This is a genomic window from Guyparkeria hydrothermalis (genome assembly GCF_023555385.1).
GTDB lineage: Bacteria > Pseudomonadota > Gammaproteobacteria > Halothiobacillales > Halothiobacillaceae > Guyparkeria > Guyparkeria hydrothermalis_A.
The window spans coordinates 2,301,947-2,318,001 of the sequence record NZ_JAJSED010000001.1; the positions used below are offsets into that span (position 1 = coordinate 2,301,947).

Annotated in this window: 15 protein-coding genes; 12 read left to right on the forward strand and 3 right to left on the reverse strand. The window is 66.4% G+C overall.

Translation table 11 applies throughout. The features are described 5' to 3' along the window. The first annotated feature begins 58 nt into the window (after positions 1–58). From flhA to LV476_RS10810, 12 genes are all read left to right on the forward strand, one after another. Entirely contained in the window at positions 59–2,089 is a 2,031-nt protein-coding gene (gene flhA, locus LV476_RS10755) for a flagellar biosynthesis protein FlhA (protein ID WP_250076340.1), read from the forward strand. 44 nt (positions 2,090–2,133) lie between these two features. Continuing rightward, positions 2,134–3,660 carry a flagellar biosynthesis protein FlhF gene (flhF, locus tag LV476_RS10760; RefSeq protein ID WP_250076031.1) on the forward strand — a complete coding sequence of 509 codons (1,527 nt, stop codon included), beginning with the start codon at positions 2,134–2,136 and terminating at the stop codon, positions 3,658–3,660. Further along, positions 3,657–4,547: a MinD/ParA family protein gene (locus tag LV476_RS10765; protein WP_250076033.1), complete on the forward strand. Its 891-nt coding sequence runs from the start codon at positions 3,657–3,659 to the stop codon at positions 4,545–4,547. The genes flhF and LV476_RS10765 overlap by 4 nt, the downstream gene beginning before the upstream one ends. Next, complete coding sequence (locus LV476_RS10770) at positions 4,544–5,266, forward strand: RNA polymerase sigma factor FliA (RefSeq protein WP_250076034.1); 723 nt, start codon at positions 4,544–4,546, stop codon at positions 5,264–5,266. Before LV476_RS10765 ends, LV476_RS10770 begins: the two co-directional genes overlap by 4 nt. Positions 5,267–5,378: 112 nt before the next feature. Beyond that, on the forward strand, positions 5,379–5,765 hold the full coding sequence (cheY, locus tag LV476_RS10775; protein WP_250076036.1) for a chemotaxis response regulator CheY: 387 nt from the start codon (positions 5,379–5,381) through the stop codon (positions 5,763–5,765). A gap of 13 nt (positions 5,766–5,778) precedes the next feature. Then, positions 5,779–6,549 carry a protein phosphatase CheZ gene (locus tag LV476_RS10780; protein ID WP_250076039.1) on the forward strand — a complete coding sequence of 257 codons (771 nt, stop codon included), beginning with the start codon at positions 5,779–5,781 and terminating at the stop codon, positions 6,547–6,549. A gap of 93 nt (positions 6,550–6,642) precedes the next feature. After that, a complete protein-coding gene (locus LV476_RS10785) occupies positions 6,643–8,721 on the forward strand; it encodes a chemotaxis protein CheA (RefSeq protein ID WP_250076040.1) in 2,079 nt (692 codons plus the stop codon). A 3-nt stretch (positions 8,722–8,724) separates the two neighbouring features. Continuing rightward, on the forward strand, positions 8,725–9,798 hold the full coding sequence (locus LV476_RS10790) for a protein-glutamate methylesterase/protein-glutamine glutaminase (RefSeq protein ID WP_250076043.1): 1,074 nt from the start codon (positions 8,725–8,727) through the stop codon (positions 9,796–9,798). Further along, a complete protein-coding gene (locus tag LV476_RS10795) occupies positions 9,795–10,631 on the forward strand; it encodes a ParA family protein (protein WP_250076044.1) in 837 nt (278 codons plus the stop codon). The genes LV476_RS10790 and LV476_RS10795 overlap by 4 nt, the downstream gene beginning before the upstream one ends. Continuing rightward, on the forward strand, positions 10,631–11,542 hold the full coding sequence (locus LV476_RS10800; RefSeq protein WP_250076046.1) for a chemotaxis protein CheW: 912 nt from the start codon (positions 10,631–10,633) through the stop codon (positions 11,540–11,542). The genes LV476_RS10795 and LV476_RS10800 overlap by 1 nt, the downstream gene beginning before the upstream one ends. Before the next feature lie 39 nt (positions 11,543–11,581). Next, on the forward strand, positions 11,582–12,088 hold the full coding sequence (locus LV476_RS10805; RefSeq protein ID WP_250076048.1) for a chemotaxis protein CheW: 507 nt from the start codon (positions 11,582–11,584) through the stop codon (positions 12,086–12,088). Then, positions 12,085–12,519 carry a DUF2802 domain-containing protein gene (locus tag LV476_RS10810; protein WP_250076051.1) on the forward strand — a complete coding sequence of 145 codons (435 nt, stop codon included), beginning with the start codon at positions 12,085–12,087 and terminating at the stop codon, positions 12,517–12,519. Before LV476_RS10805 ends, LV476_RS10810 begins: the two co-directional genes overlap by 4 nt. 86 nt (positions 12,520–12,605) lie before the next feature. Here the strand turns inward: LV476_RS10810 and aroE are convergent, their stop codons facing one another. From aroE to LV476_RS10825, 3 genes are read right to left on the reverse strand one after another with little or no spacing between them, the layout of a single operon-like run. After that, positions 12,606–13,466 (reverse strand): shikimate dehydrogenase, encoded by an 861-nt coding sequence (gene aroE / locus LV476_RS10815; RefSeq protein WP_250076053.1) that lies wholly within the window; start codon positions 13,464–13,466, stop codon positions 12,606–12,608. Positions 13,467–13,474: 8 nt separating this feature from the next. Further along, a complete protein-coding gene (locus LV476_RS10820; protein WP_250076055.1) occupies positions 13,475–14,455 on the reverse strand; it encodes an alpha-L-glutamate ligase-like protein in 981 nt (326 codons plus the stop codon). Further along, positions 14,455–16,014, reverse strand: a complete 1,560-nt coding sequence (locus tag LV476_RS10825) for an inactive transglutaminase family protein (RefSeq protein ID WP_250076057.1) — start codon at positions 16,012–16,014, stop codon at positions 14,455–14,457. Before LV476_RS10825 ends, LV476_RS10820 begins: the two co-directional genes overlap by 1 nt. Positions 16,015–16,055 lie beyond the last annotated feature (41 nt).

Below are 16,055 nucleotides of genomic sequence, written 5' to 3' on the forward strand. Positions count from 1 at the left end.
GTCCCGACTCGGCGGCAGCCTGCGCCAGTACCGCGGGCAGGGACTCGGTCCGCCGATCATGATCGTCATGTTGTTGGCGATGGTGATCGTGCCGCTGCCACCGTTGGGCTTGGACGCGCTGTTCACCTTCAACATCACCCTGTCGCTGATCATCCTGATGGTGGTGCTCTACGTCGGGCGGCCGCTGGATTTCGCCATCTTCCCGACGGTGATCCTGGTCGCCACGCTGTTGCGTCTGGCGCTGAACGTGGCCTCGACCCGGGTGGTGCTGCTCAACGGCCACGAGGGGACCGGCGCGGCCGGCAACGTGATCGAGGCGTTCGGCAACTTCGTCATCGGCGGCAACTATGCCGTCGGTCTGGTGGTGTTCATCATCCTGATGGTGATCAACTTCGTGGTCATCACGAAGGGCGCGGGACGCGTCTCCGAGGTCTCCGCCCGCTTCACCCTCGACTCGCTGCCCGGCAAGCAGATGGCGATCGACGCCGACCTCAACGCCGGCATCCTCAATCAGGAACAGGCGCGCGCACGTCGAGAGGAGATCGCCTCCGAGGCCGACTTCTACGGCTCGATGGACGGTGCCTCCAAGTTCGTCCGCGGGGACGCGATCGCCGGCATCCTGATCGTGTTCATCAACGTGATCGGCGGATTGCTGATCGGTGTCGCCCAGCACGGCATGCCCTTCGGCACCGCCGCCGAAACCTATGTCCTGCTGACCATCGGCGACGGCCTGGTCGCGACCATTCCCTCGCTGCTGATCTCGACCGCCACCGCGATCATCGTCACCCGCGTGACCGCCTCCAAGGAGGACATGGGTGCACAGGTAAGCCGGCAGATGTTCTCCGACCCGCGGGTGCTGGGGGTTGCCGCGGGCCTGATGGCCGGGCTGGGCCTGGTGCCGGGCATGCCCAACGTGGCGTTCCTGGGGCTGGCCGCCCTGGCGGGTGCCGGCGCGTGGATGATCGCGCGCCGCAATGCGACCGAGGCGGCGGAGCAGGCCGCGGCCGAAGCGGCTCCGGCGGAGGCCAAGCCCGAGGTGAAGGAACTGACCTGGGACGACGTGCCGCCGGTCGACCTGATCGGGCTGGAAGTCGGTTACGGCCTGATCCCGCTGGTCGACCGCAACCAGGGCGGCCAGCTGATGCCGCGGATCAAGGGCGTGCGCAAGAAGCTCTCGCAGGATCTGGGCTTCCTGATCTCGACGGTCCACATCCGCGACAACCTGGATCTCAAGCCCAACGAGTACCGCATCAGTCTCAACGGCGTGCCGATCGGCAATGCCGAGATCTTCCCGGACCGCGACATGGCCATCAATCCGGGGCAGGTCTCCGGTGACATCAAGGGCATCCAGACCACTGACCCGGCCTTCGGCCTGAAGGCGTACTGGATCGATCGCAACCAGAAGGAAGAGGCGCAGGCGCTCGGCTATACCGTGGTCGACCCGGCCACCGTGGTCGCCACGCACCTGTCGCAGATCCTGGGCGACAACGCCGCCGACCTGTTCGGCTACGAGCAGGCTCAGCAGCTGCTCGACACCCTCAAGCAGAACAGTCCGAAACTGGTCGAGGATCTGGTGCCCAAGACCCTGCCGATGACAACCATCGTCGAGGTGCTGGGGCAGCTGCTGGCCGAGCGGATTCCGATCCGCGATATCCGCACGATTGCCGAAACCTTGACGATCCAGGGGCAGCGCATCCAGGACGTCGGGGAATTGACGGAGAGCGTGCGCATGGCGCTCGGGCGCATGATCGTTCAGTACATCAACGGCTTGGCGCCGACCGTGCCGGTCATCACGCTGGATCCGCAGTTGGAACAGCTCTTGCTAAACAGTACCCAGCGCGGGAATCAGGCCCCCGGAATCGAGCCCGGCCTGGCCGAACGACTGCACAAGTCGCTTCGGGATGCGGCCGAGCGTCAGGAGCAGAGTGGCAAGCCGGCCATCCTCCTGGTGGCTCCGCAGATTCGCAGCTGGCTCTCGCGCATGGTCCGGCACTCGATCCCGACGCTCAGCGTGCTGAGCTATCACGAGATCCCGGACAACAAGGAAATACGCGTGGTGGCGAGCGTCGGTAACCAGAACGACGGCTGACGACTCGACCGGACAACCCAACCGCCCCAAGGGTCTGGTGACACATGAAAATCAAACGAATCATCGCCAGTGATATGCGTGAGGCCATGCGCCAGGTACGGCGCGTGTTCGGAGACGACGCCGTCATCCTCTCCAACAAGCCGGTTTCCGGCGGGGTCGAGGTGATCGCGGCCATGGATTTCGACGAGAAGGCGATCCAGCTGGCAGCCGCCCAGCAGTCGGCCTCCCGCATCGCCGGTGCCACAGATCGCCCGGCGGCAGCAGCCGAGCGTGCGCCGCGTGCAGAACACCAGGAGCCGACCCGTCCGGCGCCGGCCTCCACGGCCGAAGCGGAGCGAGAGGAGCAGCCGGCTGCCGCCGAGAGCGAGGCGCCGAAGACAACCGCCGAGATGCTTGCCGAACGGTGCCGCCGTGCCGAGGCCGAGGAGCCGGCCGAAACGGCGGGATCGGCCGAGACCGAGGACGACCGGGCCGCGTTCACCGAGGCGCTGGCCGCCTGGAACGAGCAGCTGGCCGGCGAGCCGGCCGAGTCGACCGCTCCGGTCGCCGAAGAGCCCGTCGGCCGGTCGTCGGACCGCACGCCGTCCCACTGGGACTGGCTGGTCGAGGACCAGGGGGCCGCCGAAGGACGCCTGTCGACCCTGACCGAGGAGGTCGCCCAGCTGCGCGATCTGTTCGAGCGACAGCTGTCGGTCATGGAATGGCACCGGTTCAGCCAGGCCCATCCGGCCGAGGTCTCGACTGTCCAGCGCCTGCAGGACCTGGGGTTGCCGATCGGGCTGGCCCGGGAGCTCGGCCGGGCCGCCGCCACGGCGAAACCGGAGCGGGCCTTTGTCGAGGCGCTCAAGATGCTGGGCGACCAGCTCGAGCATCGCGCCGAGGATCCGGTCGAGGCCGGGGGCACGTACGCCTTCGTCGGCCCGACCGGGGTGGGCAAGACCACCACGCTCGCCAAGCTGGCGGCTCGTGCGGTGCTGCACCGTGGCCGCGACTCGGTCGCGCTGATTACCACCGACCGCTTCCGTATCGGGGCTCAGGAGCAGTTGCGCAACTACGCCCGTATCCTTAATGTGCCACTGCACATCGCGCGAGACGAGACGCACCTGGCGCAGTTGCTCGAGGCGGTCGCCGATCGCCACCTGGTGTTGATCGATACCTCGGGGATGTCGCAGCGCGATTTCCGCATGATGCAGAAGCTCGAGGCGCTGATGGGCGCGGGCGAGTCAGTCAAGCTTCTGCTGGTCCTGTCGGCGAATGCGCAGTATCCGGCCCTCGAGGACGTCAAGAAACGCTTCGCCGGCCTGCCGTTGCATGGCACGGTATTGACCAAGCTCGACGAGACCGTGCTGCTCGGCGGCGGGCTGGCCGCGTTGGTCCGCCCCCTGGCAGGGGTCGATGGTGCGCCGCGGCGTCTGCCGCTCGTCTGCGCCGGCGTCGGTCAGCGGGTCCCGGAGGATCTCTGGTTCCCCAAGGCGGCCGACCTGATCAAGCAGGCCCTCGAGATGGGGCAGTCGCAACTCGAACATACCGACAGGGATGATCCGCTGTGGATGCTCAAGCAAGCCGGATGACAAACGCGCCCTGGGGCGGCCACGACCAGGCCGACGGCGCCCGCCACGCCACCGGCAGTCGGCCGGTGCGGGTGATCGCCGTGACCAGTGGCAAGGGCGGGGTGGGCAAGACCAACGTCTCGCTCAACCTGTCGGTCGCCCTCGCGCGTACCGGTGACCGCGTGGTGCTCATGGACGCCGACCTCGGACTGGGCAATGTCGACGTGCTGCTTGGTCTACAGTCGCGGGGCAACCTGTCCCATGTGCTGGAAGGCACGGCGAGTCTGGACGAGATCATGCTCGAGGGCCCCGAGGGCATCGGCATCCTGCCGGCATCCAGCGGCGTGGCGCACATGGCTGCGCTGACGCCCGCCGAGAACGCCGGTCTGATCTCGGCATTCTCCGAGATGCGCTGGCCGGTCGACACGCTCATCGTGGATTCGGCCGCCGGCATCGCCGACTCGGTGGTGCGTTTCGCCGAGGCGGCCAACGAGGTGGTGGTCGTGGTCTGCGACGAGCCGGCCTCGATCACCGATGCCTATGCCGTGATCAAGGTGCTTTCCCGTGAGCATGACGTGACCCGTTTCCACGTCGTGGCGAACATGGTTCGCGACGCCGCGGAAGGGCGGCGGCTGTTCGAGAAACTCTCGGTGGCTGCCAAGCGCTTTCTCGACGTCACCCTGACGCACATGGGGTCGGTGCCGTTCGACGACTATCTCCGTCGAGCCGTGCAGCGCCAGAAGACCGTCGTGCAGCTCTACGGCGGGGCCAAGTCGGCCCGGGCCTTCACCTCCATGGCCGACCGTGTCAACCACTGGCCGGCCCCCCGCGGTCCGCAGGGTCAGCTGCAGTTCTTCGTCGAACGGCTGGTGAACAACGTCGAGCTGGATCCCGAGAATCTGCTATGAACGCTCGTGCCATGTATCAGAACGTTCAGGCCGGATCGACCGAGGCACTGGTCACTAAGCACGCCGGCCTGGTCAAGCGTGTTGCCTTCCATCTGCTCGGCCGTCTGCCCTCCCACATCCAGGCCGAGGATCTGATCCAGGCCGGCATGGTGGGGCTGCTCGATGCCGCCCGCCTGTTCGACGGCGACAAGGGCGCTTCCTTCGAGACGTATGCCGGGCTGCGTATTCGCGGGGCGATGCTCGACGAGGTCCGTCGCAATGACTGGGCGCCGCGTTCGGTCTACCGCCGTCAGCGCGAGATCGCCCAGACGGTCGCCGAGATCGAATCCGAGACCGGCCGCGAGGCGCGGGATGCCGAGGTCTGCGAGCGCATGGGCCTGACGCTCGACGAGTATCACGCCGCGATGAGCGATGCCTCGACAGTGCACGTCACCTCGCTGGACCACGCCGGCGAAGGCGAGAACGAGACCTACGACGTCGCCGACCCGCACAGCCAGCAGCCCGACGAGGCGCTCGCCGAGAACCACTTCCAGCGCGATCTGGCGGGCTATATCGACGAGCTGCCCGAGCGCGAGAGACTGGTCATGTCGCTGTACTATGTCGACGAACTGAACCAGAAGGAGATCGGTGCCGTGCTCGGCGTCAGCGAATCGCGCGTGTGCCAGATCCACAACAAGGCAATCATGCGGCTCAAGACCGCCATGAACGCCTGGAAATAGGCTGCCGATCGCGGAAAGGGCTCAATCTTTTCCGCTTGGCGCCGATAGACCCTCTTACCCACGTTCTAACAAGGCAACCTGCCTGGTACTGACAACCATTCCAGGGGCGAAAATGGACCGAAACATGAAGATCCTCGTGGTGGACGACTTCTCCACGATGCGCCGGATCATCAAGAACCTTCTCAAAGAGCTCGGCTTCACCAATATCGAGGAGGCCGACGATGGCCAGACGGCGCTGCCGCTGCTCAAGCAGGGCAACTTCGATTTCCTGGTCACCGACTGGAACATGCCGGGCATGACCGGCATCGACCTGCTGCGCAATGTGCGTGCCGATCCGGGACTGGCCGGCCTGCCGGTACTGATGGTGACCGCCGAGGCCAAGCGCGAGCAGATCGTCCTCGCCGCCCAGGAGGGCGTGAACGGTTACATCGTCAAGCCTTTCAACGGGGCCACACTCAAGGAGAAGATCGACAAGATCTTCGAGCGCGTCGAATCGTAGGGGCGCGCGAGACATGAGTGGAGCAGACGAACAGGACTTCCAACCGCTGGTCGACCGCGACAAGCGACTGGCCGACGCCCGTGCACTGGTGGCAGCGATCGAGAACGAGGATGTCGCCGGCGAGGCGCGTCTGATCGGCGATCTCACCGCCGCCTATTCCGGCAACATTTTCGACGAAGTCGGGCGCATGACCCGCGAGGTGCACGACACCCTGCGGAGTTTTGCCGAGGACGAGCGCCTCGGTGCCCTGGCCCAGGACGAGATGCCCGATGCGCGTGACCGGCTGCGTTACGTGATTACCCTGACCGAACAGGCGGCGACCCGCACCCTCTCGATCACCGAAGAGGCCTCGCCCATGGCCGACAAGATCATCGATCGATCTCAACGGCTGAAGGACGAGCTGGCTAAAGTCGCGGCCAGCGAGGCCGATAACTCCCGACTGGAGAGCGTGGTCGAATCGATGACCCGCTACCTGGACTCGGCGACCGGCAGTGGCGAGCGTCTCAGGGGGCAACTGACCGAAATCATGATGGCCCAGGAGTTCCAGGATCTGTCCGGGCAGCTGTTGATGCGGGTGATCGACCTGCTCGAGCAGCTCGAGGAGAAACTGGTGGGACTGCTGCAGATCACCGCCCCGGTGTGCGGCAGCAAGGCCGACGGCGCCAAGGGCGGCAAGACCGAGAGTGCCGAGGACGGCGTCGGGCCGCAGCTGCCCAATGCCGGCGACAACGTGGTGAAGAACCAGGACGACGTCGACGATCTCCTGGCCAGCCTGGGGTTCTGACTCCGGCCGGACAGGAGGCAGCCCGCCGAGCGCGGTCGGGCAGGACACGTGGCCGCGGCATGAGCCGCGCCACAGAGTGAATGAGAGGCAATCATGGCATTCGAACCCGACAACGAGCTGCTGCAGGACTTCCTGATTGAGGCCGGCGAGCTGCTCAATGGACTGGATCAGCAACTGATCGAGCTCGAGCAGTCGCCTGATGACGCGGACAGGCTCAACTCGGTGTTCCGTGCCTTCCATACCGTCAAGGGCGGGGCCGGCTTCCTCGAAGTGCATCCGTTGGTGGAGGTCTGCCACCGCGCCGAGGACATCTTCAACCTGCTGCGCAATCACGAGATCGCCATGAACAGCCGCATCATGGACGTGATGCTGCAGGTGATCGACGTGCTCAACGGCATGTTCGACGACCTTCGAGCCGGTCAGTATCCCGAGGCCGTCTCGCCTGCTTTCCTCGACGAGATCGAGGGCCTGGCTCGTCAAAGCGATGAGCCGGCACCCGGCGAAGCGCCGGCGGCCGAGCCTGCCGCCGAGGACGAAGCGGTCGTGGCAGAAGATGACGCCTTCGACCGGATGCTGGCCGATCTCGATGCCGCCGAGTCCGACCAGGCCCCGGCTGCGGAGTCGAGTGGCGCTGCCGACGATGACCTGATTACCGACGACGAGTTCGAAAGCCTGCTCGACGAGCTACACGGCAAGGGCCAATTCCAGGCCCCGACGCCAGCTGCCGCGCCCGAGTCCGAGGCCAAGGCATCGGCGGCGGCCGATTCCGACGAGATCACCGACGAGGAGTTCGAAGCGGTTCTCGACGAGCTTTACGGCAAGGGCAAGGCGCCCACGGCAGCGGTCAAACCCGCCGAGGCCGTCCCGCAGCCCAAGGTCGAGCCGGCGCCGAAACCGGCGGCGTCCACTGCAAGCGCGTCCGGGTCAGGCAAGCCGGCGGCCAAGGCTAAGCCGGCCGAATCCGCCAAGGCGGCGGAGACCACCGTGCGGGTGGATACCGAGCGACTCGACGGCATCATGAACCTGGTCGGCGAGCTGGTGCTGGTGCGCAACCGCATGAACACGCTCAAGACCAGCTTCGAGAACGAGGAGATCGCCTCGGTGATTGCCACCCTGGATATGGTCACCTCCGACCTTCAGGGCGCGGTCATGAAGACCCGCATGCAGCCGGTGAAGAAGGTCTTCGGCCGCTTCCCGCGCGTGGTGCGCGACACTGCCCGGACCCTCGGCAAGGAGGTCAACCTGGAGCTCGAGGGCGAGGACACCGACCTCGACAAGAACCTGGTCGAGGCGCTTGCCGATCCCCTGATCCACCTGGTGCGTAACGCCGTCGATCACGGCATCGAGATGCCAGACGACCGCGAGACCAACGGCAAGCCCAGGGCGGGTACCGTGCTGCTGTCGGCCGCTCAGGAAGGGGATCACATTCGCCTTGCCATCCAGGATGACGGTTCGGGGATGGATGCCGACGTGCTGCGCCGCAAGGGCGTGGAGAAAGGCATCGTCGACCCGGACAGCGCCGAGCGCCTGACGGACCAGGAGTGCTTTGAGCTCATCCTGCATCCGGGCTTCTCCACCAAGGAGCAGATCTCCGACATTTCCGGTCGCGGCGTCGGCATGGACGTGGTCAAGACCGCGATCACTAAGCTGTCCGGGACGATCAGCATCGACTCGGAGCCTGGGCTGGGCACCCAGATCAACATCAAGGTGCCGCTGACGCTGGCGATTCTGCCGACGCTGATGGTCATCGTCAGTGGCCGCAAATACGCCATTCCGCTGTCGGTGGTCAACGAGATCTTCGAGATGGCGGACAAGGAGGTGAACGTCGTCGACGGCCAGGCAACGATCACCGTGCGCGACCGTGCCGTGCCGCTGTTCCGCATGACCGACTGGCTCGCCCTGCGCGGCGAGTCGCCGGGGCAGCGTGCCGAGACCGACCAGGTGGTCATGGTTCAGCACGGCGCGCAGCTGATGGCGTTGGTGGTCGACTCGGTGATCGGTCAGGAGGAAGTGGTGATCAAGCCGCTGGGCGAGCTGCTGCGCGTGGTCGAGGGCTTCGCCGGCGCGACCATCACCGGCGACGGTCACATCGCGCTGATCCTCGACCTGCCGGGCATGGTCCGTCGACATGCCGGCAGTCGTGGGCGGAACCGTCTGCGTTCGGTGGCCTGATCCATGCCGATTCGTGTCCTGATCGTCGATGATTCGCTGTTTTTCCGCCGCGCCCTGCGCGAGGTGTTTGCCGGCGACGAACGCCTGGAAGTGATCGGCGAGGCCTCGAACGGTCGGCAGGCCGTGCTCAAGGCCTGCGAGCTCAAGCCCGACATCATCACCATGGATGTCGAGATGCCGATCATGGACGGCATTTCGGCGGTGCGTCGTATTGCCGAGCGCTGCCCGACACCGATCCTGATGCTCTCGGCGCTGACCAAGGCCGGTGCCGAGGCGACGCTCGATGCACTGGATGCCGGCGCGGTCGACTTCTTTCCCAAGAACGGCGATGACCCCGAGGATACGCTGGCGCGCTCCGGGCGGCGGCTGTGCTCGCGCGTACGTATGCTCGCGCTCCGCGCACAGCGCGAGAACGGCGGCACACTGGCCTCGGCGCGCCCCGAGCCGGCAGCGCGGCCCTCGGGCAGTGCTCGTTCCGGGCAAGGGGCGCCAAGTGGCTTTCTCTCACGGCAGGGGCTGGTGGTGATCGGCGCCTCCACCGGCGGGCCCGCTGCGGTGCCGGCGGTGCTCGGCAAGTTGCCGACCGACTTCCCCGTGCCGATCGTGATCGCCCAGCACATGCCGGGCGCGTTTACCGGGCCGTTCGCCCAGCGCCTGAACGATTCCATGCCGATCCGGGTGGTCGAGGCCGGCGACGGCGACCTGCTGCGGCCGGGCACCGCCTACGTGATTCCCGGCGGCAAGCACGGTGAGGTGGGCGGTCGGCACGGTTCCTACAAGCTCAACCTGCGGGACCCGGTTGCCGACGAACACTATCGCCCCAGTGTCAGCCTGGCGTTCTCCTCGGCTGCCCGCGTGGCCGCCGACGACCTGCTCACCGTGGTCCTGACCGGGATGGGCGACGACGGGGCCGAGGGCGCGCGACAGGTAGTCGCGGCGCGTGGTCACGTCTGGGCCCAGGATCAGGCCAGCAGTGTGATCTACGGCATGCCGGCGGCGGTGGCCAAGGCCAATTTGGCCGAATCGGTTTTGCCCCTGGGGCAGATCGGTGCGGCCATCGGAGGAGCATTGCGATGAAGATCTGGGCCGTAGCCAATCAGAAGGGCGGGGTCGGCAAGACGACCACCAGCGTCAGTCTCGCCGGTCACCTGGCCCGGGACGGCAAGCGCGTGCTGCTCGTCGATCTCGATCCTCACGGGTCGATGACGGTCTACTTCGGCATGGAGCCCGAGGCGCCCGGCGCCAGCGTCTACTCGCTGTTCAAGTCGGCCGCCGACGGTCAGCCGCTCGACCCGGCGCGCGTGGTGCATCCGACCGCCTTTGATGGCATCAGCCTGATGCCGGCGTCCACCGCTCTGGCGACGTTGGACCGTCAGCTGGGCATGCGTGATGGCATGGGCCTGGTGCTCAAGCGGGCGGTCGAACGCATCCGCGACGATTACGACTACGTGTTGATCGACTGCCCGCCGATCCTCGGCGTGACCATGGTCAATGCGCTGGCGCTGGCCGAATTCCTGATCGTGCCCGTGCAGACCGAGTTCCTCGCGCTCAAGGGGCTCGAGCGGATGCTGCGCACCCTGGCGATGGTGCAGCGCTCGCGTCGCGAACGGCTCGAGTACGTCATTTTGCCGACGATGTTTGACCGTCGCACGCGGGCGTCGCACGACACGCTGCGCATTCTGCACGACCGCTATGACGACGATGTCTGGACCGAGGTGATCCCGGTCGATACCCAGTTCCGCGAGGCCAGTCGGCAGGGCAAGCCGTTGCCGCTGATCCAGGCGGATGCCCGCGGCAGCAAGGCGTACCACCAGTTTCTGCAATGGCTGGAGACCCATGTCGGCCAGCAGGCGATGGCGCCGGCGCCCGACGTGGCCTCCAGCGGTACCCGCCTGCAGGAGTCACGCTGATGGCCGCCGAGAAGCGCAATCCCTCCGGAAGCCAGTCGATCGTCGACCAGGATGCGGCGATCACCGCCTACCTCGATGGTCTGCTCCGGGACCCCGAACAGGACGAGGCCCCCGAGTCGTCGCGGTCACGCAAGTCGCCGGGGCTGACGGTGGTCAACAACGTCGAGGCGGCGGAGTCCGTCGTTGCCGACGAGCCGGTGGTGGACACCCCGGCCGAGTCGGCAGAAGAGGAAGCTCCGACGGCTGCGGAAGCTCCCGCCGATCCGGTTGTTGCTGATGAGCCGGAGTCGTTCGCCGAAGAGACAGGCTCTCGGGAAGCGGACGACGAAGACGAAGCGACTGACATGGCCGCCGTTGTGGCGTCCGAAGACGAGGGGAATGCCGAACCGGTGGCCGAGGAGGCCGCGGCAACCGATGAGTCGGCATCGCTCGATACGGCGACCCCCGTAGCGGCCATTGGGCAAGAGTCCATGGCGCTCGACGAACCTGCCGAGGCCTCGCCGTGGGCCTGGCTGCGCGTCGGTGGCATGACCCTCGCGCTTCCGGCCGAGGCGGTGGTCTCGCGTCACGTCGATGCCACGCTCGAACCGGTGCCGGGTGCCCCGGAGCAGGTGGCCGGGGCGTTGACGGTCGATGGCCGGCCGCGGCTGATCCTGTCGCTGTCGACCGTTACCGGCGCGCGCTGCCGCGGGGATGCCACCGAGGTGCTGTTGCTCGGCAACGGCGGCCTGTGGGGCGTGGTGGCCGAGCCGGTCAGCGAGGCGCCTTCGTTCGATGAAGACGCTGTGCAATGGCGCAGCGAGGCGCAGAAGAATGAGCGGCGTGGCTGGCTGGCGGGCACTGCGCCGTCGGCCGGAGTGGCGGTGCTCGATGTGGCCGGACTGAGAGCGGCACTGAAAGGATCCCGATAAGGTGCGTGCCCCGACGAGGGGCCGCGGACGAGGTGAGAGATGACGAATCAAGCGTTGGAAACGACACACGCCCCCGAGCAGTACGACGACGAGCTCGAGGCACAGGACCAGGGCCCCCTGTCGCGCTGGGTCAGCTTCACCGTCGATGACGAGACCTATGCCCTGAACGTCCTCGACGTGCAGGAAGTGCTGCGTGATGCCGAGATCACCCCGATCCCGGGGGCGCCGGATGCGATTCTCGGCATCATCAACCTGCGCGGCAACGTCGTCACGGTGGTCGATGCGCGCACATTCTTCGGCCTGGAGGCCAAGGAGTGGGACGAGAACAGCCGCATCATGGTGATCGAGGTCGCCTCCGGCGAAATCGTGGGTCTGGTGGTCGACAGCGTCGCCGAGGTGATCGTGTTGCCGCAGTCGGTGGTGGACAGGGCAACGCTGTCGGTGGCGGATGATCGGGCGCGCCATATTCTTGGAATCGTGCCTCAGGATGAGAAACTGATTATCCTTGTCGATATGAAAAGCCTCTCCGACCTCGCTACTCCATGACGATACCGCCGCTCTGGCTCGCTGCCGCTGCTCTGATTCTTGCCCTGATCGCCCTGCTGGTCAGCCTGTCGCTCCACCGGAGCGCCAGGAACGCCCGGCTGACCCGCGAGCGCTGGTTTCAGAGCCAGATGGAGCGACTCGAGCGCGAAAACCGCGGTCTCGAGTCGGCGCTAGCCGGATTCGGGCGGCACATCGATCAGCTGGACGAGCAGGGGAGGGAGACGCTGGAGCGTCTGACGCAGCTCAATGCCCGGATCGACGCCGTGGCAGCGGACGACGACCAGCCCGGATTCGGGCATGCCCTGCGTCTCGCCTCGCAGGGGCGGGTCAGCGTGGAGGAGCTGATCGAGGACTTCGGGCTGTCCGAGAGCGAGGCTCGGCTGCTGATGCGGGTCAACCGCCCGGACGAGGATCGTCGCCCGCCACGGTAATCACGTGTACTCACGGCAGGCTGGCTGGAAACCAAAGAGGCCCGCGCCAATCGGCGCGGGCCTCTTTGCGTGCGTGGGCCTTGTGGTCAGTCCGTCTCGGCGGATTCGGCAGCCAGACGGATATCCTCACGCAGCAGTTCGCGTACCGGGGCCGTGTCCGGACGTTGACCGTGCCACAGGGCGAAGCTCTCGGCCGCCTGCTCGACCAGCATGCCCAGCCCGTCGAGGGCGCGGGCGCCGCGTTCCTCGGCCCACTGCATGAAGACGGTCGGCTCGGCGCCATAGGCCATGTCGTAGGCCACGGTCCGCGCCCCGACCAGTGCATCCGGCAGGGGAGGGAGCTGCGCGGAAAGGCTGGCGGGGGTGGCATTGATGATCAGGTCGAACAGGCTGTCCTCGATGCCGGCGAGCGGGCAGCCGGACAGCCGGCATTCGCCTGCCGCGTCGCTGAATTCCTCGACCAGGCCGTAGGCCCGCTCGGGGTTGCGGTTGGCGATCAGGATCTCCTGCGGATTCTGCCCGAGCAGCGGCGCGAGAACGCCGCGAGTGGCCCCGCCGGCGCCCAGTATCAGGACGCGCTTGCCCTCAAGCTTTAGGCCGTGGAAGGCAAGATCGTTGACCAGCCCGACGCCGTCGGTGTTGTCGGCAAAGATCGGCTCGTCCACCGACTCCGGGAACGCCAGCGTATTGGCGGCCAACGCCCGCTTGGCGCGTTCGCTGTGACGGCCGGCGAGGTCGAATGCCTCGAGCTTGAAGGGGACCGTGACGTTCATGCCGCGACCGCCCGCCTCGCGGAACGCGTTGATCGCCTCGTCGAAGCCATCGATCGGCGCCCAAAGCTTCTCGTAGGTCAGGTCGATACCCAGCTGACGGGCGAAGGCCTGATGAATCAGGGGAGAGCGTGAGTGTTCGATCGGGTTGCCGATGACGGCGTAGCGCTGAGGCATGGCGTGAGTCACAGGTTCATGGGGGCGAGATTCGCGCGGGACCAGGCGGCTCGTTCGGCGGCGTTCTCGTGGCCGTCGAGGTATGCCATGTGCCGGTCGATGCGCTCGATACGGTGACGCAAACCCTCACCGTTTGCAACCTGGATGGAAAGCCCCGGGCGGGCGTTGAGCTCGAGGATCAGCGGGCCGAGATCGTGGTCGAGAACCACGTCGACACCGATGTAGCCAAGGCCGGTGATGTCGCTGCACTTCGCCGCCATTTCCAGCAGCGACTGCCACTGCGGGATCGCCACGCCGTTGATGGGTTCGTGGGTATCGGGGTGGTGGGTGACGTGGGCATTGTGGGCGACGCCGTCGAGCGTCTTGCCGCTCGACATGTCCACGCCCGCACCGATTGCCCCCTGGTGGAGGTTTGCCTTGCCGTCCGACTGGCTGGTCGGCAGGCGCACCATCGCCATCACCGGATAGCCGCGATAGACGACGGTGCGGATGTCCGGAACCCCCTGGAAACTGATCTTGGCGAACAGAGGCGAGAACTTGACCCGGTATTCGATCATCGCCACGTCGGGGCGCCCGCCGAGACTGTAGGCGCCGGCGAGGATGTTGGAGATGTGCAGGGCGATCGCGTCGATGTCGATCGGTCGCCCCGAACTGCGCCGATAGACCAGCGGTCGATCGGACTGCTTGCCGTCGATCACCAGGATGCCGTCCCCGCCGGCGCCGTTGGCCGGCTTGATCACGAATTCCTCGTGCTGCCCGACCAGCTCAGCGAGCCCCTTGATCTCGTGTGTGGTGCGGATCACGCCGTAGAGCTGGGGCACGGTCAGGCCGGCTTCCTCGGCCAATTCCTTGCTCAGCATCTTGTCGTCAACCAGCGGGTAGTAGCGACGGGCATTCATCTGGGCGATGAACTCGCCGTTGCGCTGGTTCATGCCCAGCACCCCGAGCTCACGCAGTCGACGCGGCGAGATGGGCCAGTTGATGCCCATCAGCGCGAATCCTCGGGCGGGTTGGGACGCCGGGCATGTGCCAACGTCTTGAACGCGCGGAAGCGGAACAGTTCGGTCAGGCGGTAACCGGTGTAGCGGCCCAGCAGCAGGGTCAGCGCGAGCACGACCAGCAGCAGTTCCGGGAAGACGAAGAACAGGTGCGTGACGTAGGTGTTGACCATCACCAGGTAGGCCAGTGCCGCCACGGCCAGCGAGCCGGCCCCCTGGGCGAGTGCATCACCCGGGCCATGCTCCTCCCAGACGATCGATACGCGCTCGATGGTCATGGCGAGGATGACCATCGGGAACAACCCAACGGACAGGCCGATCTGCAGTCCGAGTCGGTGGGAGACGATGCTGATCAGCGCCATGAGCAGGATCACCACGATCACGACCGAGGCCAGCCTGGGCACGAGCAGCAGTTTCAGGTGCTCGAGATAGAAGCGGATCGCCAGCCCGAGGGCCACGATCAGGGTGAACATCACCACGCCGCCGACCAGTTGCGTTTCCCGGAACGACAGGGCGATCAGCACCGGCATGAAGGTGCCGAAGGTGCGGATGCCGATGATGTTCCGCAACAGCACGATGATCAGCGCACCCAGCGGCACGAGCAGCAACACCCGGTAGGTGTTCTGCACGTCGATCGGCAGCTCCAGCAGGGAGAAGTCGAGCAGTCGCGACTGGGCGATGGTCGATTGCAGCTCGGCGGTCTCGACGGCGTCGCGCAGCGTGCGGGTGGTGGCGAAGGTTACCTCCCAGCCCTTCAGCCCGGATGCCTCGATGGGCGGGCGGTCACCATGCCACCAGACCAGGAAGTCGCGCGGGTAGCCCACCTTGCCGGAACGTGGGTCGATCGGGACCCAGCGCCGCGAATTGTGCACCTCGAGCCAGGTGGTGGGGTGCAGGTTGCGGCCTTCGTCCTCGAGCATGACGCCGTGGGTCATCCGTGCCGGAATGCGGGCGATGGCCAGCAGGCGGATCGCCAGACGCGTGCGCTCGACGTCGTTCGCGTTCGGCTTGAGGTAGGCGGCCATGTTCTCGTGCGGATTTGCGGCGTTGATCTCCTTGACCAGCAGGGTGGCGAAGGTCTGGATGTCGGCCGAGCCGGCACGGATTTCCTCGATAAACGCCTCGGCAGCCGACTTGAGCGGTTCCTCGAGTTCCGGCGGCTCGGCCGGTCCCGGATAGGGGGAGGGCTCGATCTCGTCATCCGCCCGGTAGACCGTGGACTGGTAGTAGAGCGTCTGGTCGCCTTCCGGGTTGCGCTTGGTCCAGATCGCCTCCTGCTGCTTGTCGGTCGACTGCGTGGTCAGGCCCCAGCCTCGCGAGACAAAACTCTCGTCGAGAACCGAATAGTGGGGCGGGTCGGTCGGCAGGGCGAAACGCACCGACACCGGTGCCGTGCCGGTGTCCATCGCGATCTGTGCCTCGACCGTCCAGGTCTCGGTCTCGCGGTCCGGCGTGAGCGGAAAGCCCAGAGCGCTGTGCTTGTAGTACGCCACCGAGAGGCCCACCAGGGTCAGCAGGAAAACAACGGACAGCAGGTGGATTTGTCTCATGATGGCGTGTTTTGCTCCGGTGGGTAGGACGGCAAAACCGG